Annotated in this window: 24 protein-coding genes; 19 read left to right on the forward strand and 5 right to left on the reverse strand. The window is 58.7% G+C overall.

Annotation, left to right across the window (positions count from 1 at the left end):
* Positions 1-120 precede the first annotated feature (120 nt).
* The 9 genes from JQ845_RS14740 to JQ845_RS14780 all read left to right on the forward strand — a co-directional run bounded on the left by JQ845_RS14740 (position 121) and on the right by JQ845_RS14780 (position 7,873).
* Positions 121-867 carry an amino acid ABC transporter permease gene (locus JQ845_RS14740; RefSeq protein ID WP_003443214.1) on the forward strand — a complete coding sequence of 249 codons (747 nt, stop codon included), beginning with the start codon at positions 121-123 and terminating at the stop codon, positions 865-867.
* Positions 867-1,541 carry an amino acid ABC transporter permease gene (locus JQ845_RS14745; RefSeq protein WP_003443216.1) on the forward strand — a complete coding sequence of 225 codons (675 nt, stop codon included), beginning with the start codon at positions 867-869 and terminating at the stop codon, positions 1,539-1,541. The genes JQ845_RS14740 and JQ845_RS14745 overlap by 1 nt, the downstream gene beginning before the upstream one ends.
* Positions 1,538-2,272, forward strand: a complete 735-nt coding sequence (locus JQ845_RS14750; RefSeq protein ID WP_003443218.1) for an amino acid ABC transporter ATP-binding protein — start codon at positions 1,538-1,540, stop codon at positions 2,270-2,272. The genes JQ845_RS14745 and JQ845_RS14750 overlap by 4 nt, the downstream gene beginning before the upstream one ends.
* A 129-nt stretch (positions 2,273-2,401) precedes the next feature.
* Entirely contained in the window at positions 2,402-4,306 is a 1,905-nt protein-coding gene (aauS, locus tag JQ845_RS14755; protein WP_003443220.1) for a two-component sensor histidine kinase AauS, read from the forward strand.
* A complete protein-coding gene (gene aauR / locus JQ845_RS14760) occupies positions 4,303-5,628 on the forward strand; it encodes a two-component response regulator AauR (RefSeq protein WP_003443222.1) in 1,326 nt (441 codons plus the stop codon). Before aauS ends, aauR begins: the two co-directional genes overlap by 4 nt.
* Positions 5,629-5,636: 8 nt before the next feature.
* On the forward strand, positions 5,637-5,963 hold the full coding sequence (locus JQ845_RS14765; protein WP_177412970.1) for a GlpM family protein: 327 nt from the start codon (positions 5,637-5,639) through the stop codon (positions 5,961-5,963).
* A 188-nt stretch (positions 5,964-6,151) separates the two neighbouring features.
* Positions 6,152-7,072 (forward strand): arginase family protein, encoded by a 921-nt coding sequence (locus tag JQ845_RS14770; RefSeq protein WP_203009179.1) that lies wholly within the window; start codon positions 6,152-6,154, stop codon positions 7,070-7,072.
* Positions 7,069-7,443, forward strand: a complete 375-nt coding sequence (locus JQ845_RS14775) for a DMT family transporter (RefSeq protein WP_003443228.1) — start codon at positions 7,069-7,071, stop codon at positions 7,441-7,443. The genes JQ845_RS14770 and JQ845_RS14775 overlap by 4 nt, the downstream gene beginning before the upstream one ends.
* A gap of 10 nt (positions 7,444-7,453) precedes the next feature.
* Entirely contained in the window at positions 7,454-7,873 is a 420-nt protein-coding gene (locus tag JQ845_RS14780; protein ID WP_010655655.1) for an EamA family transporter, read from the forward strand.
* A gap of 63 nt (positions 7,874-7,936) precedes the next feature.
* On the opposite strand, the gene JQ845_RS14785 is transcribed toward JQ845_RS14780, so the two are convergent.
* On the reverse strand, positions 7,937-8,701 hold the full coding sequence (locus tag JQ845_RS14785; RefSeq protein WP_161718241.1) for a MipA/OmpV family protein: 765 nt from the start codon (positions 8,699-8,701) through the stop codon (positions 7,937-7,939).
* 226 nt (positions 8,702-8,927) lie between these two features.
* Here JQ845_RS14785 and JQ845_RS14790 point away from each other — a divergent pair, with 226 nt between their 5' ends.
* Genes JQ845_RS14790 through JQ845_RS14815 form a run of 6 tightly spaced genes read left to right on the forward strand, consistent with a single transcriptional unit; the run spans position 8,928 to position 16,162 of the window.
* A complete protein-coding gene (locus JQ845_RS14790; protein ID WP_203009180.1) occupies positions 8,928-9,623 on the forward strand; it encodes an MtnX-like HAD-IB family phosphatase in 696 nt (231 codons plus the stop codon).
* Positions 9,616-11,010, forward strand: coding sequence for an aspartate aminotransferase family protein (locus JQ845_RS14795; RefSeq protein ID WP_203009181.1), 1,395 nt, complete (start codon positions 9,616-9,618; stop codon positions 11,008-11,010). Before JQ845_RS14790 ends, JQ845_RS14795 begins: the two co-directional genes overlap by 8 nt.
* Complete coding sequence (locus JQ845_RS14800; protein WP_003443237.1) at positions 11,007-11,873, forward strand: alpha/beta hydrolase; 867 nt, start codon at positions 11,007-11,009, stop codon at positions 11,871-11,873. Before JQ845_RS14795 ends, JQ845_RS14800 begins: the two co-directional genes overlap by 4 nt.
* Positions 11,874-11,886: 13 nt before the next feature.
* Positions 11,887-13,011: a GNAT family N-acetyltransferase gene (locus JQ845_RS14805; protein WP_003443241.1), complete on the forward strand. Its 1,125-nt coding sequence runs from the start codon at positions 11,887-11,889 to the stop codon at positions 13,009-13,011.
* Positions 13,011-14,774, forward strand: a complete 1,764-nt coding sequence (locus JQ845_RS14810; protein WP_203009182.1) for a sensor histidine kinase — start codon at positions 13,011-13,013, stop codon at positions 14,772-14,774. The genes JQ845_RS14805 and JQ845_RS14810 overlap by 1 nt, the downstream gene beginning before the upstream one ends.
* Entirely contained in the window at positions 14,771-16,162 is a 1,392-nt protein-coding gene (locus JQ845_RS14815) for a sigma-54-dependent transcriptional regulator (protein WP_203009183.1), read from the forward strand. Before JQ845_RS14810 ends, JQ845_RS14815 begins: the two co-directional genes overlap by 4 nt.
* Before the next feature lie 91 nt (positions 16,163-16,253).
* Here JQ845_RS14815 and metE read toward each other — a convergent pair whose 3' ends face one another.
* Positions 16,254-18,563 (reverse strand): 5-methyltetrahydropteroyltriglutamate--homocysteine S-methyltransferase, encoded by a 2,310-nt coding sequence (gene metE, locus JQ845_RS14820; protein WP_203009184.1) that lies wholly within the window; start codon positions 18,561-18,563, stop codon positions 16,254-16,256.
* A 107-nt stretch (positions 18,564-18,670) separates the two neighbouring features.
* Between metE and metR the strand changes: the two genes are divergently transcribed.
* The gene (gene metR, locus JQ845_RS14825) at positions 18,671-19,588 is read left to right on the forward strand and encodes a transcriptional regulator MetR (RefSeq protein ID WP_003443249.1); all 918 of its coding nucleotides are present in this window, start codon (positions 18,671-18,673) and stop codon (positions 19,586-19,588) included.
* Positions 19,589-19,636: 48 nt separating this feature from the next.
* Here metR and JQ845_RS14830 read toward each other — a convergent pair whose 3' ends face one another.
* From JQ845_RS14830 to JQ845_RS14840, 3 genes are read right to left on the reverse strand one after another with little or no spacing between them, the layout of a single operon-like run.
* On the reverse strand, positions 19,637-20,134 hold the full coding sequence (locus tag JQ845_RS14830) for a GNAT family N-acetyltransferase (RefSeq protein ID WP_010655651.1): 498 nt from the start codon (positions 20,132-20,134) through the stop codon (positions 19,637-19,639).
* 12 nt (positions 20,135-20,146) lie between these two features.
* The gene (locus JQ845_RS14835) at positions 20,147-20,785 is read right to left on the reverse strand and encodes a LysE family translocator (protein WP_203009185.1); all 639 of its coding nucleotides are present in this window, start codon (positions 20,783-20,785) and stop codon (positions 20,147-20,149) included.
* 24 nt (positions 20,786-20,809) lie between these two features.
* Positions 20,810-21,250 carry an NUDIX hydrolase gene (locus JQ845_RS14840; RefSeq protein WP_010655650.1) on the reverse strand — a complete coding sequence of 147 codons (441 nt, stop codon included), beginning with the start codon at positions 21,248-21,250 and terminating at the stop codon, positions 20,810-20,812.
* A gap of 270 nt (positions 21,251-21,520) precedes the next feature.
* Between JQ845_RS14840 and JQ845_RS14845 the strand changes: the two genes are divergently transcribed.
* The 3 genes from JQ845_RS14845 to JQ845_RS14855 all read left to right on the forward strand — a co-directional run bounded on the left by JQ845_RS14845 (position 21,521) and on the right by JQ845_RS14855 (position 24,701).
* The gene (locus JQ845_RS14845) at positions 21,521-23,140 is read left to right on the forward strand and encodes an FMN-binding glutamate synthase family protein (RefSeq protein ID WP_010655649.1); all 1,620 of its coding nucleotides are present in this window, start codon (positions 21,521-21,523) and stop codon (positions 23,138-23,140) included.
* Positions 23,141-23,155: 15 nt separating this feature from the next.
* A complete protein-coding gene (locus JQ845_RS14850; protein ID WP_203009186.1) occupies positions 23,156-23,440 on the forward strand; it encodes a putative quinol monooxygenase in 285 nt (94 codons plus the stop codon).
* A gap of 151 nt (positions 23,441-23,591) precedes the next feature.
* A complete protein-coding gene (locus JQ845_RS14855) occupies positions 23,592-24,701 on the forward strand; it encodes an OpgC family protein (RefSeq protein ID WP_127196116.1) in 1,110 nt (369 codons plus the stop codon).
* The last annotated feature ends 358 nt before the right edge of the window (positions 24,702-25,059 follow it).

Raw genomic sequence — 25,059 nt, forward strand, 5'->3', positions numbered from 1 at the left:
GAGAACACTCGAACCCCTGATGATCGAGCGGGCTCGGTGTGCCTGACGGACCCTGTCGGGTGAGAACGGATTCCCTGAAGCAAGTGCTTTTTTATAGACCCATCTGAGGGGAGACCCTGCATGAATTACAACTGGGACTGGAGCGTGTTCTTCAAGTCCACCGGCATAGGCAGCGAGACATATCTCGACTGGTTTATCTCCGGTCTGGGCTGGACCATTGCGATCGCTGTTGTCGCCTGGATTGTTGCACTGATACTGGGTTCGATGCTGGGCGTCATGCGCACCATGCCAAACCGCCTGGTAGCCGGCATCGCCGGGGTGTACGTGGAAATCTTCCGCAACGTACCACTGCTGGTTCAACTGTTTATCTGGTACTTCCTGGTACCCGACCTGCTGCCGCAGAACCTGCAGGACTGGTACAAGCAAGACCTCAACCCGACCACCTCGGCCTACCTGAGCGTTGTCGTGTGTCTGGGTCTGTTCACCGCCGCCCGTGTCTGCGAACAGGTACGTACCGGTATTCAGGCCCTGCCCCACGGGCAAGAAGCCGCCGCGCGCGCCATGGGCTTCAGCCTGTCGCAGATCTACTGGAACGTGCTGCTGCCACAAGCCTACCGAATCATCATTCCACCGCTCACCTCCGAATTCCTGAACGTGTTCAAGAACTCGTCTGTGGCATCGCTGATCGGTTTGATGGAGTTGCTGGCGCAAACCAAACAGACGGCAGAGTTTTCCGCCAACCTGTTTGAAGCCTTCACCCTGGCCACGCTGATTTACTTCACCCTGAACATGAGCCTGATGTTGCTGATGCGCCTGATCGAGAAGAAAGTCGCGGTGCCCGGCCTGATGTCATTGGGGGGCAAATAATGGACTTCTTCGATTTCAGCGGGATTGTTCCTGCCCTGCCGGGCCTGTGGAACGGCATGCTCATGACCTTGAAACTCATGGTCCTGGGCGTTATCGGCGGTATTGCACTGGGCACCGTGCTGGCGTTGATGCGTTTGTCGTCCAGCAAGTGGCTGGCCAACCTGGCCGGCGCTTACGTGAACTACTTCCGCTCCATCCCGCTACTGCTGGTCATTACCTGGTTCTACCTGGCGGTCCCGTTCGTACTGCGCTGGATCACCGGCAAAGACACCCCGATCGGTGCATTCGAATCATGCATGGTGGCATTCGTCATGTTCGAAGCCGCCTACTTCTGCGAAATCGTGCGGGCCGGCGTACAGGCCATTCCCAAAGGCCAGATGGGCGCAGCCAAAGCGCTGGGCATGAGTTACGGCCAGGCCATGCGCCTGATCATCCTGCCCCAGGCCTTTCGCAAAATGACCCCGCTGCTGTTGCAACAGAGCATCATTTTGTTCCAGGACACCTCGCTGGTTTACACGGTTGGCCTTGTGGACTTCCTCAATGCCTCGCGCTCCAGTGGCGACATCATCGGCCGCTCCAATGAGTTCCTGATCTTCGCCGGTCTGGTGTATTTCATCATCAGCTTTTCCGCCTCGCTGCTGGTCAAGCGTCTGCAAAAAAGGTTTGCCGTATGATCTCGATCAAGAACATCAACAAGTGGTACGGGGACTTCCAGGTACTGACCGACTGCAGTACTGAAGTCAAAAAAGGCGAAGTGGTTGTAGTCTGCGGCCCGTCCGGCTCCGGTAAATCGACCCTGATCAAGTGTGTCAACGCCCTGGAACCGTTCCAGAAAGGCGACATCGTGGTCGATGGCACTTCGATTGCCGACCCGAAGACCGATCTGCCAAAACTGCGCTCGCGGGTGGGCATGGTGTTCCAGCATTTCGAACTGTTCCCGCACATGACCATCACCGAAAACCTGACGATCGCGCAGATCAAGGTATTGGGGCGCAGCAAGGAAGAAGCCACCAAAAAGGGCCTCGAACTGCTGGAACGCGTTGGCCTCTCGGCACATGCCCACAAGCACCCGGGACAACTCTCCGGCGGCCAGCAACAGCGCGTAGCCATTGCCCGCGCACTGGCCATGGACCCGATCGTCATGCTGTTTGACGAACCGACCTCGGCCCTCGACCCGGAAATGGTTAACGAAGTACTGGACGTGATGGTGCAACTGGCCCACGAAGGCATGACCATGATGTGCGTCACCCATGAAATGGGCTTTGCACGCAAGGTCGCCAACCGGGTGATCTTCATGGACCAGGGCAAAATCGTCGAAGACTGTGAGAAAGAAGAGTTCTTCGGTGATGTAACGGCCCGTTCCGAGCGTGCGCAACACTTCCTCGCCAAAATCCTGCAGCACTAAGCAGCACCATTCCTTGCAGGAGCGGGCTGGTCTCGCGATCTTCCAAAAGATCGCGAGGCAAGCTCGCTGCTACAGGAGATTTCTGTTAATCGGCTGCTCTTGCGCAGTGGTTGACCCAAGGCATCTGTGATGAAATGCGACCCCACTATTTATCGCGGTGCCCCGCCCTCACTTGCCGTGAAACCTCGTCTGCTCCGCCATTTGCTGTTACCCCCGCTCATCCTGCTGCTAACCATCGGGCTGGGCTACGCGGGCTATCGCGTCAGCGAACACTTTGGCATCCGCAGCCTCAGCGAGAACGGTGAGCGTCAACTTGAACTCCATGCACGCACTGTCGAGAGTGAGCTCGGCAAATACACCTACCTGCCCAGCCTGCTGGAGCTGGAGTCCAGTGTTTCGCATTTGCTGGCAGATCCGACCGCGCAGAACCGGGTTACCGTCAATCAATACCTCGAAGGCCTGAACCGCCGCAGCCGCAGCCGTGCCATTTATGTACTGGACACCACGGGCCGGGTAATGGCCACCAGTAACTGGCGCGACGCCGACAGCTACCTGGGCGAAGACCTGTCTTTCCGGGCCTACTTTCAAGACGCAGTGCGCGGTCAGCCGGGACGTTTTTACGGCATTGGCAGCACCTCCGGCGAGCCGGGCTACTACCTGGCCCACGGTCTGGAAGAACAAGGCAAAATCATTGGCGTTGCGGTGATCAAAGTCCGCCTCGAAGCCCTTGAGGAGCGCTGGCAACGCGCCCGGCTCGAAGCCTATGTAAGCGATGAAAACGGCATCATCATTCTGTCGAGTGATCCGACCCGCCGCCTGAAATCGGTCCGCCCCCTGACCGCCGACACCAAAGAGCAACTGGCGCGCAGCCTGCAGTATTACTGGTGGCCGCTTAATGAGCTGCAACCTGTGGAACGTGAGCATCTGGCCGAAGGCGTAGAAACCGTCACCTTTGCCGCCAGTAGCGGACTGGCCAAGGATGAAAAGGAAGTCAGCTATCTGGCCCAGACCCGCAAGCTCAACGACACGCCCTGGGAAATAACCCTGCTCACCCCATTACAAGACTTGCGCCGCGAAGCTGCCAATCAGGGCATGCTGGTGGCCGTGGCCTTTGCCCTGCTGGCCTTCTTGCTGATTGCCTGGAATGAGCGGCGCAAAGTGATAGCAACCAGGCTTGCGGCCCGCGAAGCCCTGCAAGAAGCCAATAACCAGCTCGAACGCAAAATCACGGAGCGCACCGCCCACCTGCGTGCCAGCAACGAACGGCTCAAGGGCCAGATTCGCGAGCGCCGTCAGGCCGAAGACACCCTGCGCCGGGCCCAGGACGAACTGGTCCAGGCCGGCAAACTGGCCGCCATCGGTCAAATGTCCACCAGCATTGCCCATGAACTGAATCAGCCATTGGCCGCCTTGCGCACACTGTCGGGCAACACCATAAGGTTTCTCCAGCGCGGCGATCTGAAGGTAGCGGCGGACAATCTCAACACCATCAACAATCTGGTGGACCGCATGGGCCGCATCACTGCCAACCTGCGCTCCTTTGCCCGACGCGGCGATGACCAGGGCCAGGCCAGCCTGGGCAAGGCAGTGGAGGCGACCCTGCAACTGCTCGCGCTTCGCCTGGAAGCAGCCGGAGTTGAACTGCAGCGCGATTTCAGCGATGTCCAGCTCAAGATCGACCAGACCCGGCTGGAACAGATCCTCGTCAACCTGATTGGCAACGCTCTGGACGCCATGCAGGACCAGGCAGCCCCCAAAAAGCTGTGGCTGGAAGGCGAGCCCGGCGACGGCAAGTACCGCCTGCGAGTACGTGACAACGGTCCCGGCATCGACCCTGAAAGCCGAAAACACCTGTTTGAACCCTTCTTCACCACCAAACCCGGCGAGCAGGGTCTGGGCCTGGGCCTGACCCTGTCGGCCAGCCTGGCCGCCGCTGCCGGCGGCAGCCTCAGCGTCGAGTTCCCGGCCACCGGTGGTGCTGCGTTTGTCCTCTTATTACCGCTGTTGCAACCCGCTAAGGCCGAGCCGATATGAATAACGAGCTGACCGTCCTGATTGTCGAAGACGACCCCCATGTCCTGCTCGGATGCCAGCAGGCGCTCGCGCTCGAAGATATTCGCAGCGAAGGCGTGAGCAGTGCTGAACAAGCCCTGGCAATGGTCGGGGACAACTTCCCCGGCATTGTCATCAGTGACATCCGCCTGCCCGGGATCGATGGTCTGGAGCTGCTGAAACGGCTCAAGGCCCGTGATCGCAGCCTGCCGGTGGTACTGATTACCGGGCATGGCGATATTTCCATGGCCGTGGGCGCCATGCGCGATGGCGCCTATGACTTCATGGAGAAACCTTTTTCTCCTGAACGCCTGGTCGACATCGCACGCCGGGCTCTTGAGCAACGCGGCCTGGCCCGGGAAGTGTGGTCACTGCGCCGGCAGCTGGCCGAGCGTGATTCCCTTGAGGGCCGGATCATCGGCCGCTCGCCCGCCATGCAGCAATTACGCGAATTGATCGCCAACGTCGCCGATACCTCGGCCAACGTGCTGATTGAGGGCGAAACCGGTACCGGCAAGGAACTGGTCGCCCGCTGCCTGCACGACTTCAGCCGTCGCCAGCCCCGGCAATTCGTCGCGCTCAACTGCGGCGGGCTGCCGGAAAACCTGTTCGAAAGCGAGATATTCGGTCACGAAGCCAATGCCTTTACCGGTGCCGGCAAGCGTCGGATCGGCAAGATCGAACATGCCGACGGCGGCACCCTGTTTCTCGACGAAGTAGAAAGCATGCCGCTCAACCTGCAGATCAAACTGCTGCGGGTGCTGCAGGAGCGCTCACTGGAGCGCCTGGGCTCCAACCAGAGCATCGATGTCGATTGCCGGGTGATTGCCGCCACCAAGTCCGACCTCGATCAGCTGAGCAAAGTCAGCCAGTTTCGCAGCGACCTCTATTACCGGTTGAATGTGGTGACACTCGAGCTGCCGCCTCTGCGCGAGCGCCGCGAAGACATCCTGCAACTGTTCGAGTACTTCCTGCAGCAATCGTCCCTGCGTTTCGACCGCACGGCGCCTGAACTGGATAACCAGACCCTGTCCAACCTGATGAGCCATGACTGGCCGGGCAACGTGCGAGAGCTGCGCAACGTGGCTGAGCGTTTTGCTTTGGGCCTGCCGGCCTTCAAGAAATCGGGCAGCAACGTCGCCCAGGGCCTGGGCTTTTCGGAAGCGGTGGAGGCGTTCGAGCGCAATCTGCTCAGCGATGCACTACAACGCAGTGGCGGCAACCTGACCCAGGCCAGCCAGGAGTTGGGCATGGCCAAAACCACACTCTTCGACAAGGTCAAAAAATACGGGCTGGCTCACTGATGGATTTAATTCTGAAAGCTGCACTGGGCGCCGCAGTGGTAATCATCCTGGCGATGCTGGCAAAAACCAAAAACTACTACATCGCAGGTCTGGTCCCGCTGTTCCCGACTTTTGCCCTGATTGCCCACTACATCGTCGGCAAAGGGCGCTCACTGGACGACCTGAAAACCACCATCGTCTTCGGCATGTGGTCGATCATTCCCTACTTCGTCTACCTCGCAGCACTCTACGTACTGGTGGATCGCATGCGTCTAGAAGCCTCTTTGGCACTGGCCGCCGTGGCCTGGCTGATCGCCGCAACCGTACTGGTCAGTGTCTGGGTGCGCTTGCACTGATCGCCAGGAGCGAGCTTGCTGGCGGTAGCAAAGTCGCGCTGCACTTGAAATACCCGGGGGCCTGGATCGCAAGCTGTCTCGTTCCAGCAGAGATCCACACCCGCCGAAATTCTGGCCCGCCCCTTGCATTTACCCTCTGACGCCCGCCTGGTCTGACCCGGCGGTGAATAAACGGGGGTACATAGCACATGAACATTCTCGATCTGGATCACAGCCTGACCCACCAGGCGCCCATTGCGCTGCGGCTGGCCGATGGTCGCGCGATCCGTATGGATTTACTGGCCCTGGGACCGAAATTGCGCCTGTGGTCCACCGAACGCAATTACCAGCGCTTCGCCAAATTACTGCAGGAACGTCCCAGCCGGGCGGCCCACAGGCCTGAAATATTCTTCGTCGGCTCCGGTGATTATCATCACCTGACCCCGGCCCTGCTGGCAGACCTGCGCGAGCCTGTCACCCTGATCCATTTCGACAACCACCCCGACTGGGTGCGCTTTGCTCCCCGCCGGCATTGCGGTTCATGGATCAACCGGGCACTCAGACTGCACAATATCAAGCGTATCGTCACCCTTGGCCCCTGCAGCGATGACCTGAAAAGCCCGCAGTTCAAAGGCGCCAACCTGGGGGCCTTGCGCAGCGGGGCTCTACAACTCTTTCCATGGCGCCATGCGCCCACCAAAGTCTGGGGCCGCATCGGCGATGGCGCAGGCCATGAGCAACACGAAAATCTCCTGTACTGGCGCAACCTGGCCGATCAGGACTGGCCCACCTTTATCGACAAACTAATCAAGAACCTGCCCACCACAGGGGTGTGGATCAGCATCGACAAAGACGTGCTGGCCAGCGAAGACGCCGCCACCAACTGGGATCAGGGCGGCATGCGTCTTACCCACCTGCTCCACGCCATACGCGCGCTGGCCACCAGCAAGCGCGTACTGGGGATCGACGTCTGCGGCGACTTCGCCAGGGCGCCACACAGCAACCTGCTCAAACGCTGGGAGGCCAAGTCCGATCAGCCGCCACCAGAACGCTGGAGCGAAAGCGATTTGTTACGCAACTCAACCACCAACAAAGCCCTTATTTCGTTGTTTGAGGAGCTGTTTCCGTGACTTTGACTGTTATTGCGCTAGTGGCGTTTTCCATCGTTCTCGATGTGATCGGCCAACTGTGTTTCAAAATCGGCCTCGACCGGTTACCCGAACTCGAAGGCGGCTTTCGCCTCAATGCGTTCTGGGGCCAGGTGTTCCAGGCTCCCATGCTGTGGGCGGGTATCGCTGCCTACGTGATCGAATTTTTCATCTGGCTTGAAGCCTTGTCCCGGGCGCCGCTGAGTTTGTTGTTTCCGGCCGCAGCGCTGGCCTATTGCGGCGTGGTCTTCGCCGGCAAGGTGTTTCTTGGTGAACACGTCAGCCGTCGCCGCTGGATGGGCACTCTGGTGATTACCCTCGGCGTGTTGCTGGTCAGCATCGCCGGAGCTTAGGAGATTAATCATGCAAAACTCTGAACCGATGAATCTGCCACAAAGTGGATGGCTGCATGGGCGGCTGGGTACGGTTGTACTGTGGGCATTGCTGATCATCCTGGAAAGCGCAGGGCAAATAGCGACCAAAGTCGGCGGCGACCAGTTGGGCAATACGGATTTCACCCTGCAATGGCTGCACGACATGCTGCTCAACCCCGGGGTATGGGCAGCCATTGCCTGCTATATCGGCGCATTTTTCGTGTGGATGCTGATATTGCGCCGCAGCAGTCTGTCGTTGGCGTTTCCGCTGAGTTCGCTGGTATTCGTGGGGGTGCTGCTGGGGTCGTGGCTGGGCCTGGGTGAGCACATCAGCGCGCTGCACTGGGCGGGCGTGGCGGTGATCATTGGCGGGATTGCCTTGCTGGCTGACGGCGAGCCGGAGCACTGACAGATCGACTGATGAGCAACTGCGGGAGCCGGCTATCCAGCTCCCGCAGAGTCAGCCCGCACTCTAGAATTTATAGCTGATCGCGGTCTGCACTGTGCCCTGATTCACGTCGCCCACATCCTTGACGATGCTGCTGTCTGCCGCTGTACCCACCAGACGAACCCAGCTGGCACTGGCCACCAGTGACCAATGTTGTGTCAGCGCAAACTCGAAGTTCTGGGTCAATGTCACGTTCTGGAAACCACCGCCGGCCTTGTACGCAGAAAAACCCGAAGCCCGGGCTTCACTGGCGCTGACACCAAAGAAAGTCGACATTTGCCGGGCATCGGCAAAGTTCACCGCCAACTGGCTGCTGCCGATAATTCCCAGGCCCAGCGGATAACCCAGCTCACCGCCCACTTGCCCCAATAACCCTCCCTGCCCGCCGGCACCGCCCACCGCCTGGCCCAGTTGCGCATACACGCGCCAGAACTCGGCCGGACTGTATTGCACGAAGCCGCCCAGCTGCGCCATGTCCGAAACATCCCGCAGCCCGCGCAGCGAACCGTTGGCGTTACGCCCCGACAAGTAATTGATAAATGGCCCGGCGCTCCAGCCATCAGCTTTGAAGCTGCTCCAGGTCAGGCCATTGTCGGTATCCAGACTGACATCGCCCCAGTCCACATCGAAATACGGCAGCGGTACTGTCTGATAGCGGCTGCCACTGGGGTCGTAAGGCTGATAGCCAATCCCGACCCCCACTTCGCCACTGGGGCCGTCGGCAGCACGCGCCACGACCCCGACACCCAACAATGAGAGCAGCAAAAAAACAGGAGCGCAGGTTTTCATGACAGAGGTTCCATATGAATTCATGCGCGCATAAGTCGCTTTTTTGAGAATTCGACGCAAGCACTGATGTTGTTTGTAGCAAGCTACAAAAATTGTAGCCTGCTCGGGGATTCTCACCGCGGGCAACGGCCAAAGCCCCGGCCCACGGGGCTTTGGCAACTTGGCACAGTCCGTGCTCTGTCCTGTACATGCGCAAAGTGCGCGTCTCCACAACAGGACAATGCAGATGATGCAATGGCATATCGTGTGTGATTTCGACGGAACCATCACCCGCACCGACGTCATCGACAACATTCTTCAACGTTTCGCCGACCCCAGCTGGGAAGCGATCGAAGAACAATGGGTGCAAGGTGAGATTGGTTCGCGTGAATGCCTCAGCCGCCAGCTGTCGCTGGTTAAAGCCTCCCCAGCCGAACTGCTGGCCTATTTCGATACCGTTGAGATTGACCCGGACTTTCCGGATTTCGTTGATCACGTCATCGGCCTCGGTGCTTCTATCGAAGTGGTCAGTGACGGCATCGAACAGGGCATCGCGCGCATCCTGGCCCGCAACTATGTGAGCCTGTTACCGATCCTCGCCAACCGCCTGCGCCAGGTCGACCACAACCGTTGGCGCATCGACTTCCCCCATGCCAGCGACGCCTGCCATGCGGCTTCAGGCAACTGCAAATGCAAATCCACGCCTGGCGGCAAACGCGTGCTGGTGATTGGCGACGGGCGCTCCGACATGTGTGTGGCCGCAAGCGCCGACTTCGTATTCGCCAAAGACAGTCTGGCTGAACACTGCGAGCGCAACGGCATCCCGTACGCACGCTTCGACACATTCGCTGAACTTGCGGCCCTGCTGGCCAAATTGCCAAGCAACGCCGCCAACGCCCCCCACTATTCTCGTGAACAACAGGAGCTTTTCAATCATGTCTGATATCCGGATCGCCTCACCTGAAGACCAGATTCTTCTGGAAAAAGAAGCCAAGTACTGCTCGTACGGCGACACTGTCCACTACATCGAACCACCGCGCATTTTCAGCCGCTGCGAAGGCTCTTATGTATGGGACACCAGTGACCAGGCTTATCTCGATCTGCAAATGTGGTACTCGGCGGTTAACTTCGGTTACTCCAATCCGCGCTTGAACAACGCCCTGAAACAACAGATCGATACCCTGCCGCAGATTGCCAGCCAATACCTGCACAAAGGCAAGATCGAGTTGTCGGAGCGCATCGCGGTCGACGCCAAAAACAAGTTCGGTCTCGACGGACGCGTGCACTTCAACGTTGGCGGTTCACAGTCCATCGAAGACTCGTTGAAAGTGGTCCGTAACGCCACCAACGGCAAAAGCCTGATGTTTGCCTTCGAAGGCGGCTACCACGGTCGTACGCTAGGTGCTTCGTCGATCACCTCCAGCTACCGCTACCGCCGTCGCTATGGCCACTTCGGTGAGCGCGCCAATTTCATCCCGTTTCCTTATCACTTCCGCGGCCCAAAAGGCATGACCAAAGAAGAATATGGCAGCCACTGCGTACAGCAATTCGCCCGTTTGTTTGAAACTGAATACAACGGTGTATGGGACCCTAAAGTCGGCCAGAGCGAATATGCCGCGTTTTACGTCGAGCCGATCCAGGGCACCGGCGGCTATGTAATTCCCCCCATGAACTTCTACAGCGAACTCAAGCTGGTTCTGGATCAACACGGCATTTTGATGGTGGTCGATGAAATCCAGATGGGCTTCTGGCGCACCGGCAAGCTATGGTCGATCGAGCACTTCGACGTCAAACCCGACGTGATCGTGTTCGGCAAGGCGCTGACCAACGGCCTCAACCCGCTGGGCGGCATCTGGGCCCGTGAAGAGCTGATCAACCCGAAAATCTTCCCGCCAGGCTCGACCCACTCCACCTTCGCCTCCAACCCGCTAGGCACTGCGGTGGGTCTGGAAATGTTCAAAATGACCAGCGAAATCGACTACGGCGCGATGGTCATGGAGAAAGGCAAATACTTTCTGGCAGGCCTGCAGGACCTGCAAAAACGCTACCCGATCATCGGCGATGTCGACGGCCTGGGCCTGGCCCTGCGCTGCGAAATCTGCGGGCCAGACGGCTTTACCCCGGACAAGGCAACCCTGGACTACATGGTTGAAGAAGGCATGAAGGGCGATATCGAAATCGACGGCAAGCGTCTGGGTCTGATTCTGGACGTCGGCGGCTACTACAAAAACGTCATCACCCTGGCTCCATCGCTGGAAATCAGCTACGCCGAAATCGACCTTGGCATCGCCCTGCTCGATCGCCTGTTGCATCGGGCCATGAAGCGGTGAAGCGGTCAGAGATCGACCTGGGCGAAGGCGACGCCGGTTTCGTTCTCGGCACGGGTGAGGTCGGGATCCTGTTGATCCACGGCCTCACCGGCACCCCGACGGAGTTGCGGCGGGTGGCCCAGGGGCTGGCCAAGGACGGAACATGCACAGTGTACGTACCCACCCTGGCCGGCCACTGCGGTGACAACAGCGACCTGCAGGCCACCGGCTGGCAAGACTGGTACGAAGGGGTGCGTAAAACCTTCGTCGATGTCCGCCAGCGCCATGCCCGGGTTTTCGTCGGCGGTCTGTCGATGGGTGCAGTGATGTCGATGTACCTGGCCTCCGAACACCCGGGGCAAGTGGCGGGCCTGTTGATGTACTCCACCACCTTGCGCTACGACGGCTGGAGCATTCATAAACTGGCGTTCCTGACACCCTTGCTGATGGCCATTCCGTTCGGCGTGCACCTGTGCAGTTTCGAGGAGAAACCGCCCTACGGGATCAAGAACGAGCGCCTGCGAGCGATCGTTGAACGACAGATGAAAGCCGGTGAAAGCAGCAATGCCGGGTTACTGACAATGGAAGGCATCACCGTGCGCGAGCTGCACCGGATGAACGCCGTGGTGAAAAAACGCATGCCGTCGATCACCACCCCGGCACTGGTACTGCACTCCATCGAAGACGACATCACCAGCCGCTGGAATGCCGATTACGTAGAGCGCCATCTGGGCGGCCCGGTGACCAAAGTGCTGCTCGATAACTGTTACCACATGATCACCGTCGACCTGCAATACCGCCGCGTGATTGAACTGAGTGACGCTTTCATCAAGCACCACAGCACCGTTGCCCAGGGCTCTGTCGAGTACCTGCAGCAAGCCTGACCAAGGAAGATCCATGATTACAGCCCAAGCCTTTTCATCAATCCAGGCCATCGAACGCGAGGCCTGGAATGACTGCTTCCCAGATTCTCTGGAGGATTGGGACTACATCGTGGCAGTGGAAAACGCCGGCATTGAGGGCTTCGAGTGGCGTTACCTGACGCTGTACAGAGGCTCGACCCTGATTGCCGCCGCCACCGCATTCACCACCTCTTATCGCCTCGACACCACGGTTCAGGGGATCGGTAAACGATTTACCGAAAAGCTGAACCATATTTTGCCGGGGTTGGTGCAGTTGCCTCTATACGCCATCGGCTCCCCGGTGACCGAACAATGCAACGCGGGCACCGCCAGCCATATTCCGCCTGACCAGCGCCCGGCCCTGCTGGCACGCCTGCTGCTTCTGGCGCAGCACGACGCCCGCCAGCTGGATATCGGCCTGATAGCGGTCAAGGACGTCCCCAGCCATGACGATGACTGGTCCCATAGCTGCAAGGCGGCGGGCTATCAGTCCATGCCCAGCCTGCCCAGGGCCGTGCTGCCCGTACCTTTTGGCTCGGTTGACTGCTACCTCGGCTCCCTGGGTAAATCCACCCGCAAAGACATGCGCCGCAAATTGCGCTCACCCGGACCCAGGGTGGAATGGCGCAGCAGCATTGACGATGTCCTGCCCGACATCATGCGTTTGTACGAAGCCAGCCTGGGCCGCAGCGACCTGCAATTCGAACGCTTACCGCCCGCTTATTTCACGGGTATCCTCCAGCAACTGGGAGACCGGGCGCTCTGCGTGCTGTATTGGCTCGATGATCAACTTGTAGCGTTCAATCTGCTACTGATCGACGAACATCGGCTGGTGGACAAATTTTTCGGTCACGACCTTGAACTGACACGTGAGTACAGCTTGTATTTCAGAAGCTGGATGGAGAACGTCGACTACTGCATCCGTAACAGAATTGCGCTATACGAATGTGGCCAGGCCGGATACGCCAGCAAAGTTCGCCTGGGCTGCACCTTCCAGAGCAATACGCTGTTCTTCCGCCATCGCAACGGGTTGGTCAATAACATGCTCAAGTTAGTCAAACTATTCGTCCGCCCAGACCGTCATGACCCCGCCCTTGCGGCAGCGATAAGCGAGCATTAATGCCAATCACCTCTGAATCAAAGCGCAATGCTCCAGCGTTCAAGGTCTCGCGCTGGACGGTTCAGCGCAAACTGGTACTGGCCTTCTGGCTGGTCAGCGTCATCCCCACCATGATCGCCGCCGAACTGGCCGCCACCACGCTGTCGCATATTTTCGACAACAACGTGCGCGTCTGGCTGCAGGAATCGACCGAAATCGTCAAAGACGAAATCGGCGAAATCGTTCAAGACAATGCCCGCGCTGCGCAATTGTTCCTGCGCTATACCCACCCGCCTACCTCCCATACAGCCCTGCGCCACGACAAGTTGACCGCCGACATTGCCAGTGCAATGGACATTAACGTGGTGGCGCTGATTCGCAGCAGTGACCACAAAGTGGTATTCAGCACGGCCAGTGAAGCCATCGTTGACCAGATCAGCATGGCGCCCAATGCCGTGCTGCAAACCATCGACGTGGGCGGCGTGCCCACCGGCACAGTGGTTTCGACCTTTCCTACCACCCAGGATGGCGAGGCGTATCAATTACTGGTTGCCACTTACATGGACAACAGCTTTTTGACCAGCGTCGCTGACGTCCACTCCCTGGACCTGCGCCTGTACCTGTCCAGTGGTAATGGCTATTCCGAAATTTTCTCCAGTCAGCACTTTGATGACCGTGAGCTTCAGGTGCCGACTGCCATCGAGCAAATACTGCGCGAGACCAAACAGCCCAGCGAGCAATTCACCACTCGCTACAGCGGACTGTACTGGCCAATCCTCAACGGTACCGGTGAACTGCAAGGCGTGATTTACAGTGGTTTGCTACGCCATACCAGTCTTGTCGGCCTGGTCAATCAGAGCAACCTGTTTGCACTGATTTTCCTGGTCGGCTCGATACTTTCGCTAAGCGTTGGCTGGCTGGTTTCCGAGCGCCTGACCCGGCCACTGCGCGGTCTGTCTGAAGGTGTACGGGCAGTGATTGCCGGGGATTACACGCAACTGGTCGCGGTGTCTGGCCGGGACGAACTGGCTGAGTTGAGCAGCACCTTCAACCACATGACCGTACGCCTGGCCCAGTTGCATCATCTAGAGGCCCAGTTGCGCCGGCGTGATCGCCTGCATGCCCTGGGCGAGGTCGCCATGGGCCTGGCCCACGAAATCCGCAATCCGCTGGGCATTATCAAAACCGCCACCCAACTGCTGCACCGGCGGGCCAATCTGGACGAAACCGACAAGCGCCATCTGGAGTACGTGGTCAGCGAGGTATCGCGAATCAACGAGCTCATTACCGACTTTCTGGACTTTGCCAAACCCAGTGCACCGGTGCGTTCAGTCCAGCCGGCGCGACTTCTGGTCGAAGATATTCTGGGCTTCTGCAAGCCCGAGCTGGACAGCCACAACATCAAAACCGAAATAGACGACAAGGCCCCCGGGGCAACCATTTACGCAGACACCCGGCAACTGAAACAGGCTTGCCTGAACCTGATCATCAATGCCATAGACGCAATGCCTGACGGAGGGCACCTGACATTGCGCATTGCCCGTGACACCAACAATGACACCGTGATCAGCATTATCGATAACGGCCAAGGTATTGAACCTGACATGATCGAGCGAATTTTCACGCCTTTTGTAACCACCAAGGCATCGGGTACGGGCCTGGGTCTGCCCAAAGTGTTCTCCATTATGGAAAACCACGACGGCCGGATTGAATGCATCAGCGAGAAAAACGCCGGAACCACCTTCAACCTGTATATTCCGGCCCACGGAGGGGATGAGTCATGAGTCACAACATCCTGGTGGTCGACGACGAGCCGAAACTTTGCGACCTGCTCAGTTCCGCGCTGAGCCAGAACGAGGTGCAGGTATTTACCGCAGGCAACGGCCTGCACGCACTGGCCATTCTGGAACAGGAAGACATCGACCTGATCATCAGCGACTGGCGCATGCCCGGCATGGACGGCTCGCAGTTACTGGCCGAGGTCAAAGTGCGTTATCCGCATCTGCCAGTCATTGTGATGACGGCCTACAGCACGGTGAAAAACGCCGTACAGTCGATGCGCGATGGCGCCTACGACTACATTGCCAAACCCTTCGATATCGACGAACTGGACATCACCGTCAGCAAAGCCCTGCAGTTTCGCGACATCCTGCGCGATAACGCACGCATGCGCGCCGAACTCGAGGAGCACTGGCATATCGAGAGCCTGATAGGTGACAGCCCGAGTTTTCGCCGGGTGTTGCAGGCCATCGACTCGGTGCGTGACAGCAACGCCACCATCCTGCTGACCGGTGAAAGCGGTACCGGCAAAGAGATGGTCGCCCGTGCCATCCACAACCACGGTAGCCAGGCCGACAAACCCTTTGTCGCGGTCAACTGTGCGGCGATTCCTGAAGGGCTGCTGGAAAGCGAGATGTTCGGTCATCGCAAAGGCGCCTTTACCGGTGCCGTCGCTGATCGTGTCGGGCGCTTCATGCAAGCGGACAAAGGCACTTTGTTTCTCGATGAAGTGGGTGATATGCCCCTGGCCCTGCAGGCCAAGATCTTGCGCGCGCTGCAAGAGCGGGTCATTGAGCCCGTTGGAGATCCCCGCGAGCGCAAGGTCGATGTCCGGGTCATTGCAGCCACCAATAAAAACCTGCTGGAAGCCGTGGCCAACAAAGAGTTTCGCGAGGATCTGTACTACCGCCTGAATGTATTCCCGATTCCCCTGCCTGCCTTGCGCGAGCGGGTTGAAGACATCGCTGCGCTGGCGCGGCACTTCGCCCACAATCTGGGGGCTACTGCTGGCAAACGGATCAGCGGTTTCAGCCCCAGTGCCTTGCGGGCAATGGCCGAATACAGCTGGCCCGGCAACATTCGCGAACTGCAGAACTGCGTCGAGCGCGCCACCATTGTGGCCTCCAGCAGCACAATCCAGGACAGTGACCTGCCGCCGTACCTGTTCAGTGCCCAGCCGAGCCAGACCAGCGCCCTGCCGAGCCCGGGCCCGAGCGTACCGCCCGATCTGGAAGCGGCGCTGGCTGAAGTGGAAAAAGCCTACATCCTGGCGGCGCTGCAACAAGCCCACGGAGTCCAGGCTGCTGCAGCGCAGTTGATTGGCATATCAGAACGCAGCTTCTGGTACCGCCTGAAAAAGCTCGATATACACGTCGACAAAATCATCAGATAAAGCCAACCCCCTGTTTCAACATCAAATGCTCGCGAGCTTTCAAGCTCCAATGCTCGCGAGCAAGCTCGCACCTACAGGTGCTGCGCCGGGTTCAGGCAACCTGCGCCCGCAACTGCCGCGCCGCCGCCACCATGTTGATCAGTGCCGCTTCGGTCTCGGCCCAGGCGCGGGTTTTGAGGCCGCAGTCGGGGTTTACCCACAACCGCTCAGCCGGAATACGTTGGGCCGCCTTGCTCAGCAACTTGACCATCTCGGCCGTGTCCGGAACCCCTGGCGAGTGGATGTCATACACCCCCGGGCCAATGTCGTTCGGGTAATCGAATGCTTCAAACGCATCCAGCAGTTCCATATCCGAACGCGAGGTTTCGATGGTGATGACGTCAGCGTCCATCTCGGCAATCGACTTGATCACATCGTTGAACTCGCTGTAGCACATGTGGGTATGAATCTGTGTTTCGTCCCCGACTCCCGAAGCACACAGGCGAAAAGCCTCCACTGCCCAGTCCAGGTATTCCTGCCACTGCGCCCTACGCAACGGCAGGCCTTCGCGCAAAGCCGCTTCGTCAATCTGCACAATCTTGATCCCGGCTTTTTCCAGATCGATCACCTCGTCACGAATCGCCAGCGCCAGTTGCTGCGCCTGCACTTTGCGCGATACATCTTCGCGGGGGAATGACCACATCAGCATGGTCACCGGGCCGGTCAACATGCCCTTCATTACCTTGTCGGTCAGGCCCTGAGCGTATTTGATCCAGTCCACGGTCATGGCTTGAAGACGGCTCAGGTCGCCGAAAATGATCGCCGGCTTCACACAGCGCGAACCGTAGCTCTGCACCCAGCCATATTGCGTAAACACGTAGCCATCCAGCTGTTCGGCAAAGTACTCGACCATATCGTTACGTTCGGCTTCGCCGTGGACCAGCACGTCCAGCCCCAAACGCTCCTGGGTTTGTACGGCGTTGCGAATTTCGCTGTGCATGGCGTCGGTGTACTCACTGACCGACAATTTGCCCTGTTTGTAAGACTGCCGCGCCAGCCGAATCGATGCTGTCTGCGGAAACGATCCAATAGTGGTCGTAGGAAATGCCGGCAGATTCAGGCGCGCGCGCTGCAACTGGATACGGGTGGCAAACGGCGACTGACGCTGGCTGTCAGCAGCGGTGATCGCTGCAGTACGTGCTTGCACCGCAGGCTTGTGAATCCGTGGCGAGTTGGCGCGGCTGGCCTGCACCGCACGGCTTTGGGCCAGCGCCTGCTGCACTTTGGCATCCTGGGGGATATTCAGCGCATCGCGCAGTACGGCAATTTCGTCGCACTTTTGCCGGGCAAAGGCCAGCCAGCTTTTAAGCTCGGCATCCAGCCGGGTTTCGCGGTCCAGATCAACCGGGCTATGCAACAGCGAGCAAGAGCCGGCAACCCACAGATTGTCACCAAAGCGTTCTTCGGCTTCCTGCAATTGGGCCAGGGCGTTTTCCAGATCACAGCGCCAGACGTTGCGACCGTTCACCAGGCCCAGCGACAACACTTTATAGGTCGGCAGGCGATCCAGAATGGCATGCAACTGGTCAGGGGCACGCACCAGGTCAACGTGCAAACCTTCCACCGGCAGGCTGACAGCCAGCCCCAGATTGTCTTCCAGACCGCTGAAGTAAGTGGCTACCAGCTTCTTCAGAGGTGAGTACTGAAGGATGTGGTAAGCACGCTCAAAGGCGTTTTTCCACTCCTGGGGCAGGTCAAGCGACAGAATCGGTTCGTCAATCTGCACCCATTCCACACCTTGTTCAGCCAGACGGGAAAGAATAGCGGCGTATACCGGCAACAGGTTTTCCAGCAGATCGAGTTTGTTGAACTCATTGCCCTTGGTCTTGCCCAGCCACAGGAAAGTCAGCGGTCCTATGATCACCGGCTTGACCTTGTGGCCCAGGGCCAGGGCCTCGGCAGTTTCTTCAAACAGCTGATTCCAGCTCAGTTCAAAACGCTGATCCTGACTGAACTCCGGCACCAGGTAGTGATAGTTGGTATCAAACCATTTGGTCAGTTCTTGAGCGTACTGGCCTTTGCCGTGTTCGCCGCAGCAACTCTGGCTCGCACCACGGGCCATGCCGAACAGGGTATTCAGGGTTGGACGGCCCTGGGCGTCCAGGGTACTGGCGAACCGCTCGGGAATGGCACCGAAGGTCAGCGAGTGGGTCAGCACCTGGTCGTACCAGGCAAAGTCACCCACCGGCAGTAAGTCGATCCCGGCGTCTTTTTGCAGTTGCCAGTGGCTGGCGCGCAGTTCACGCCCCACAGATTGCAGGGCAGCCTGGTCAATATCGCCCTTCCAGTACGCTTCGAGTGCTTTTTTCAGTTCACGATCCGCACCGATACGCGGGAAACCAAGATTGTGTGCCAGGGCCATAACGACATTCCTTCGTGTAAGTAATGGCACAATTATCGACACGCACTGCAACATGAGACAAACTCAACGTTTTCGTGTTGATCATCAAATTTACTCATGGAGCCACCGTGCTGGAAATTCGTCACCTCAAAACCCTGCACGCATTACGCGAGTCCGACAGCCTGGTCGAAGCGGCTGAACGGCTGCACCTGACACAATCTGCTTTATCCCACCAGTTCAAAGAGCTGGAAGAACGCATGGGCATGCCGCTGTTTGTGCGCAAAACCAAACCGGTCCGTTTCACCAGCGGCGGGTTGCGCCTGCTGCAACTGGCCGATGCCATGCTCCCGCTGCTGCGCGGCGCCGAGCGCGATATCGCCCGTTTGGTCGGCGGTACGGCCGGACGCTTACACATGGCGATTGAGTGCCACAGCTGCTTCCAGTGGCTGATGCCCACCATCGATCAGTTCCGCGACGCCTGGCCCGAGGTCGAACTGGACCTGGCTTCGGGCTTTGCCTTCGCCCCCTTGCCTGCACTGGCCCGGGGCGATCTGGATCTGGTGGTTACTTCTGACCCGCAAGAGATTGCAGGGCTGACGTATGTGCCGCTGTTTACCTACGAAGCCATGTTGGCCGTTGCCAATCAGCATGCTCTGGCCAGCAAGCCGTTTATCGTGCCGGAAGATTTAAGCACTGAGACTCTGATTACCTACCCGGTGGAGCGCGACCGGCTCGATATTTTCACCCGCTTTTTAGAGCCGGCAGACGTTGAACCGGCACAAGTGCGCACCTCCGAGCTGACCGTCATGATGATGCAGCTCGTAGCCAGTGGCCGTGGTGTATGCGGGATGCCGCACTGGGCCTTGCATGAATACAGCTCGCGCGGCTACGTGAAAGCCAAGCGCCTCGGTGAGAAAGGGTTGTTTGCCACGCTCTACGCGGCGGTACGTGCCGATATGCTCGACGCCCCTTATATGCGCGACTTTTTGCTGACGGCCAAAGACACATCTTTCTCGACCCTGGACGGGGTGAGTGCCGTTCGCTGAACCTGTACAACCTGCGGGAGCAAGCTCGCTCCTGCAGGGGCGGCTCGCTTATACCAGCCGGCGCATATGCACCCGGTCGTAATACTCCTCCCCCACCCGGATCGCGCAATCTTCAAGCCCCGACTGTTCAAACCCGCAGCGGCGATACAAGGCCAGCGCCGCTGGACTGTTGGCGCTCACGCTCAGTTGCAGCACTTTTATTTCGGGCTCCTGCTCTGCCATGGACAACACTGCCTGCACCAGGTGCTCGCCCAGCCCCTGCCCGCGAAAGCCCCCGGATACGTACAAGCCAAACAGCGTGGCCTGATGCCGGGCGTCTTCCCACGGCTCGAAAGCCAGACCCACTACCCCCACCAGCCGGTCATCGACAAAGGCGCCGAACAGCGCGCTCAATTCATCATCCAGCTGTGCTTGCCACCAACTCAGTGGCAACTTTTCACGGTTTGACAGGCTGGAAACAAAAGCCTCGGGGTGCAGCGCGTAGGCCTCCAGCAGTAACTGGCGATACGCACTGGCGTGTGAGGGATCAAGCAGTTCTATAGCCATATCGGGTCCCAATCATAGGGTTTTACGTTGTTCCAGCATCAATTTTACCGCCAGACCGGCCAGTACAAAGCCCATGACATAACGCTGGACAGCCAGCCACAGCGGATTACGCATAAACCAGAAGGCAATGCCTGAAGCAAACAGCGCAATCAACAGGTTCACGGTGAAACTGACGCTGATCTGGGTCAGGCCCAACAGCAGGCTCTGGGTAAACATCGAACCATGCTCGGGGCTGATGAATTGCGGGAACACCGACAGGTAAAACACCGCGACCTTGGGGTTCAGGACGCTGGTCATAAACCCCATCAGCACCAGCTTGGGCGATGAGTCCGGCGCCAGCTCCTGCGCTTCAAAAGGCGAGCGGGCACCCGGCTTGAGCGCCTGCCACGCCATCCACAGCAGATACAGGGCCCCCGCCCACTTCAATACCTCATAGGCCATTGGTACTGCTAAAAATACCGCTGTCAGCCCGGCTGCGGCGGCAAACATGTGCACCAAAAAACCTGCGACCACACCGACCAATGAGGTCACCCCCGCTTTTCGACCCTGACAGATCGAGCGCGAAATCAGGTAAATCATGTTTGGCCCCGGCGTCAAAACCATCAGCAAACACGCCGCAGCGAAAATCAGCAGGTCTTGAGCAGGAATCATGGTCAGTCCTTGTCAGAAAAGGAATCAGGCTGAGGTCAGCATGGTGTCGCGATAAAACGGCAGGATCAGGTCTCGGGTCAAGGGAGCCAATATCAGCCCGCCATCACCCTGCGGATCGATCCACTGCACTTCTTCAATCTCGGCGGCGGGCGCCACTGACTGCTGGATATGCAGCAGAAACAGCTCGGCCTGCACTTCAAATCCCGGCTCATTGACCGCCGGTGCCGAAAAGTGGCCCAGGTAGGTGGCATTGGCCGGATCAATCTTTAATGCCAGCTCTTCTTCCAGTTCACGGGCCAGGGCAGTGATCGGCTGCTCGTGGGGTTCGATCTTGCCACCCGGCTGCATAAACGCCAGGGTGCCGCGCTTGCGCACCAGCAGGGTTCGGCCATCGGGACCGATCAGCAGAGCAGCAGCAATACGGATGATGTCAGGGGTTGCGGTGCAGCGTTCAGAAGACGTCACAAGAATCGGCCAGCAGCGTAGAAAGAGCGCGAAGGATCACATGGCTTGGCGCCCATGCAAAGACACAGATGCCGCGCATAACCGAACCCTCTGTATGGACATTTGCCGTCTTTAAGACACTAAGCCCCGTTCAATGGGTAAGATGCCTTGTCAGCAAACCTCCAGTCCAGAGAGGGAGCCGACTGCTACAGCTGTATCGCCGGGGGTTTACCGCCCCGTTTTTTCTGTTCGACGCCCGCCTGAACAGACAAGCCTGAAACAGGAAACCCTATGAGCCTGTCACTGCTAAGCCGCTATGCGTTTTTTGCCTTCTGCGTGATTTTCACTCTCGCCAGCCTGCCATTTATGCACTACGAGTGGTTATGGCCATTCACCACCGTGACCCTTATCTTGAGCGTGCTGGGGATTTTCGACCTGCTGCAAAGCCCCCACGCGGTGCGCCGTAACTATCCGATCCTGGGCAATATCCGCTATCTGGTGGAGGCTATCCGCCCGGAGATCCGCCAGTACCTGCTGGAGTCCGACAGCGACGCACTGCCCTTCTCGCGGGCGCAACGCTCCCTGGTCTATTCCCGCGCCAAGAATGAAAGCGCCGACAAACCTTTTGGCACCCTGGTTGACGTGTACCAGCCCGGCTTCGAATTTATCGGCCACTCCATGCGCCCGGCACCGCTCACCGACCCCGGCAGCTTCCGCATCATCATCGGTGGCCCGCAATGCACCCAGCCGTACTCGGCCTCCATCTTCAATATTTCGGCGATGAGTTTTGGCTCACTGAGTGCCAATGCCATTCGCGCGCTGAACCAGGGCGCCAAGCTCGGTAACTTTGCCCACGATACCGGCGAAGGCAGCATCAGTTCCTACCACCGTGAAAATGGCGGTGACCTGACCTGGGAACTGGGCAGCGGCTATTTCGGCTGCCGTACCTCTGACGGTCGATTCGATCCCGAGCGCTTTGCCGAACAGGCCCGCACCCCGCAAGTACGGATGATCGAAATCAAAATGAGCCAGGGTGCCAAACCGGGCCATGGCGGTATTCTGCCCAAGCACAAGGTCACCCCGGAAATTGCCGAAACCCGCGGCGTCCCCATGGGCGAAGATTGCATCTCGCCTTCGCGCCACAGTGCATTTTCAACACCACTGGAACTGATGCAATTCATCGCCCAGTTACGTGAGCTATCCGGCGGCAAGCCTGTCGGCTTCAAGTTCTGCCTGGGCCATCCGTGGGAGTTCATGGGGATTGCCAAGGCCATGCTTGAAACCGGCATCCTCCCCGACTTTATCGTCATCGATGGCAAGGAAGGCGGTACCGGCGCCGCCCCGGTGGAGTTCACCGACCACATCGGCGCGCCGATGCGCGAAGGCTTGCTGTTCGTCCACAACACCTTGGTGGGCTTGAACCTGCGGGACAAAATCAAGCTGGGAGCCAGCGGCAAGATTGTCAGCGCCTTCGACATTGCCAGCGTGCTGGCCATTGGCGCCGACTGGGCCAACTCGGCCCGGGGCTTCATGTTTGCCGTCGGCTGCATTCAGTCGCAATCGTGCCACACCAACAAATGCCCGACCGGCGTCGCCACCCAGGACCCTCTGCGCCAGCGTGCGCTGGTGGTACCGGACAAGGCGCAGCGGGTGTTGCAGTTCCACACCAACACCCTCAAGGCACTGGCCGAAATGCTCGCGGCAGCAGGCCTGGAACACCCGGCACAACTCTCGGCCAAACACCTGGTGCGCCGTGTCTCGGCCACCGAAATCAAACTGTTCTCGCAACTGCACGTGTTCCTAAAACCCGGCGAGTTGCTGACCGGCGAGATCAATGGCGAGTTCTATTCGCGCATGTGGCAAATGGCCCGGGCCGACAGCTTTGAACCCAATGAAATTGCCGCAGCCTGACCAGGACTGATCAACATGTTGAAAGTGATTGCCGAAGACTTCATCAAGCACGAACACCTTGAAACTGTGCGCCCGTGGTACGCCGAGCTGGTGGAAAAAACCCGCCTGGAGCCTGACTGCATCGCTTACGACTTGTATGTGGATCACCAGGATCCGGGGCATTTTATTTTTGTCGAGCAATGGCCCGATCAGGCCGCTCTGGATGCTCACTGCCAAAGTGAGCATTTCAGGCGGTTGGTGCCGCAGATCAATGCATACCAGTCGCAGGAATGCAGGTTTATGTTCATGAATGCCTTTTGACGACACCAACCTGTGGCCCTTGAGATATTCTGCAATATCCAACCTTTGCAATTAGCTACCAATACCCGCACCCTGCGCGCCGCCGATGTACGGCGCGCATCATCTGTTACGCGCGCCGGTCTTAATTCAACCTTTCGTTTGAGTACTCACCGTGACGATTAACGGACGCGACCACCGCATCGATTTCTTTCGCGGGCTGGCGCTGATCTTTATCTTCTGGGATCACATCCCGCACAACCCGTTGGCCGAACTGACCGTGCGTAATTTCGGCCTCAGTGATGCCGCAGAAATCTTTGTCTTCCTGGCCGGTTATGCCGCGGTACTGGCCTACGGAAAAATCGCACAGCGTGACGGCCTGCTGATCGCCGGAGTAAAAATCCTGCGCCGCGCCTGGGTGCTGTATGTGGTGCATATTTTCTTGCTCGCGGTGCTGATGGGCATCGTGTTCTTTGCCAACAGCCATGTAGAGACCCGGGATCTGGTGCAAGAGATGGGCTTGCAGTACTTCCTGAGCAACCCGCAACAGGCACTGACCGACGAGCTGCTCCTGCGTTTCAAACCCAACCTGATGGACCCGCTGCCGCTGTATATCGTGCTGTTGCTGGGCTTGCCGCTGGTGCTGCCGATGTTGCTGCGCAAAGCCCGATACGTGTTGGCCGTGTCGTTCGCGCTGTACTTGCTGGCACCGGTGTGGAACTTCGCGGCCCAGGAAGGCGGCGTGTGGTTCTTTAACCCGATGGCCTGGCAATTCCTGTTCATTCTGGGGGGCGCGGCTGCGCTTCACGGACAACAAGGCAAGGCGCCTGAAACTCGCGCGTTGTCGCATCAACCCCTGTTTATGACGGCCGTGGTGTACCTGTTGCTCACAGGTCTGCTGGCGTTGTCATGGAAGTGGCCTCAGTTGCACGACGCAGTCATGCCGCCATGGCTGGGGGAATACCTGTACCCGATCAGCAAGACCAATCTCTCGCCGGTTCGCTTGCTGCACTTTCTGGCGCTGGCTTACGTGGTTGCCAGGTTGGTGCCCCACAGTGGCTGGCTGAACAACTGGTTCGCCCGGCAAACCTGCCGCATGGGTCGCTACTCTCTGGAAGTGTTTTGTCTGGGGGTGATTCTGGCGCCGCTGGCCGACATGCTGAATGCACTGGGGGGGGACATCATGGTGATGCAGATTTTCAGCGCCCTGATGGGCGTGGGAATCATGGCCGTGCTGGCCGCATGGCTGGACTGGAACAAGCGCCTGGCCCGACCTGCCAAGTAAGCAGCACTGTGGGAGCTGGCTTGCCAGGTAAGCAGCACGGTAGGAGCTGGCTTGCCAGGTAAGCAGCACGGTAGGAGCTGGCTTGCCAGGTAAGCAGCACTGTGGGAGCTGGCTTGTCAGGTAAGCAGCACTGTGGGAGCTGGCTTGCCAGGTAAGCAGCACTGTGGGAGCTGGCTTGTCAGGTAAGCAGCACTGTGGGAGCTGGCTTGCCAGGTAAGCAGCACTGTGGGAGCTGGCTTGCCAGGTAAGCAGCACTGTGGGAGCTGGCTTGCCAGCGATGCAATCACTTCGGTTTAACGGATTGACCGAGGTGATTGCAGCGCGAGCAAGCTCGCTACTGCAGAATGAGCGGTGCAGG

Origin of the sequence: Pseudomonas paraversuta (assembly GCF_904063065.1) — a bacterium.
In the GTDB taxonomy this organism is placed as follows: Bacteria; Pseudomonadota; Gammaproteobacteria; order Pseudomonadales; family Pseudomonadaceae; genus Aquipseudomonas; species Aquipseudomonas paraversuta.

Bases quoted from the DNA above. Each gene is read 5' to 3' on its own strand.
- JQ845_RS14740 (WP_003443214.1), top strand. From the start codon at position 121: ATGAATTACAACTGGGACTGGAGCGTGTTCTTCAAGTCCACCGGCATA.
- JQ845_RS14745 (WP_003443216.1), top strand. From the start codon at position 867: ATGGACTTCTTCGATTTCAGCGGGATTGTTCCTGCCCTGCCGGGCCTG.
- JQ845_RS14750 (WP_003443218.1), top strand. From the start codon at position 1,538: ATGATCTCGATCAAGAACATCAACAAGTGGTACGGGGACTTCCAGGTA.
- aauS (WP_003443220.1), top strand. From the start codon at position 2,402: ATGAAATGCGACCCCACTATTTATCGCGGTGCCCCGCCCTCACTTGCC.
- aauR (WP_003443222.1), top strand. From the start codon at position 4,303: ATGAATAACGAGCTGACCGTCCTGATTGTCGAAGACGACCCCCATGTC.
- JQ845_RS14770 (WP_203009179.1), top strand. From the start codon at position 6,152: ATGAACATTCTCGATCTGGATCACAGCCTGACCCACCAGGCGCCCATT.
- JQ845_RS14780 (WP_010655655.1), top strand. From the start codon at position 7,454: ATGCAAAACTCTGAACCGATGAATCTGCCACAAAGTGGATGGCTGCAT.
- JQ845_RS14785 (WP_161718241.1), bottom strand. From the start codon at position 8,701: ATGAAAACCTGCGCTCCTGTTTTTTTGCTGCTCTCATTGTTGGGTGTC.
- JQ845_RS14790 (WP_203009180.1), top strand. From the start codon at position 8,928: ATGATGCAATGGCATATCGTGTGTGATTTCGACGGAACCATCACCCGC.
- JQ845_RS14795 (WP_203009181.1), top strand. From the start codon at position 9,616: ATGTCTGATATCCGGATCGCCTCACCTGAAGACCAGATTCTTCTGGAA.
- JQ845_RS14805 (WP_003443241.1), top strand. From the start codon at position 11,887: ATGATTACAGCCCAAGCCTTTTCATCAATCCAGGCCATCGAACGCGAG.
- JQ845_RS14810 (WP_203009182.1), top strand. From the start codon at position 13,011: ATGCCAATCACCTCTGAATCAAAGCGCAATGCTCCAGCGTTCAAGGTC.
- JQ845_RS14815 (WP_203009183.1), top strand. From the start codon at position 14,771: ATGAGTCACAACATCCTGGTGGTCGACGACGAGCCGAAACTTTGCGAC.
- metE (WP_203009184.1), bottom strand. From the start codon at position 18,563: ATGGCCCTGGCACACAATCTTGGTTTCCCGCGTATCGGTGCGGATCGT.
- JQ845_RS14830 (WP_010655651.1), bottom strand. From the start codon at position 20,134: ATGGCTATAGAACTGCTTGATCCCTCACACGCCAGTGCGTATCGCCAG.
- JQ845_RS14835 (WP_203009185.1), bottom strand. From the start codon at position 20,785: ATGATTCCTGCTCAAGACCTGCTGATTTTCGCTGCGGCGTGTTTGCTG.
- JQ845_RS14845 (WP_010655649.1), top strand. From the start codon at position 21,521: ATGAGCCTGTCACTGCTAAGCCGCTATGCGTTTTTTGCCTTCTGCGTG.
- JQ845_RS14850 (WP_203009186.1), top strand. From the start codon at position 23,156: ATGTTGAAAGTGATTGCCGAAGACTTCATCAAGCACGAACACCTTGAA.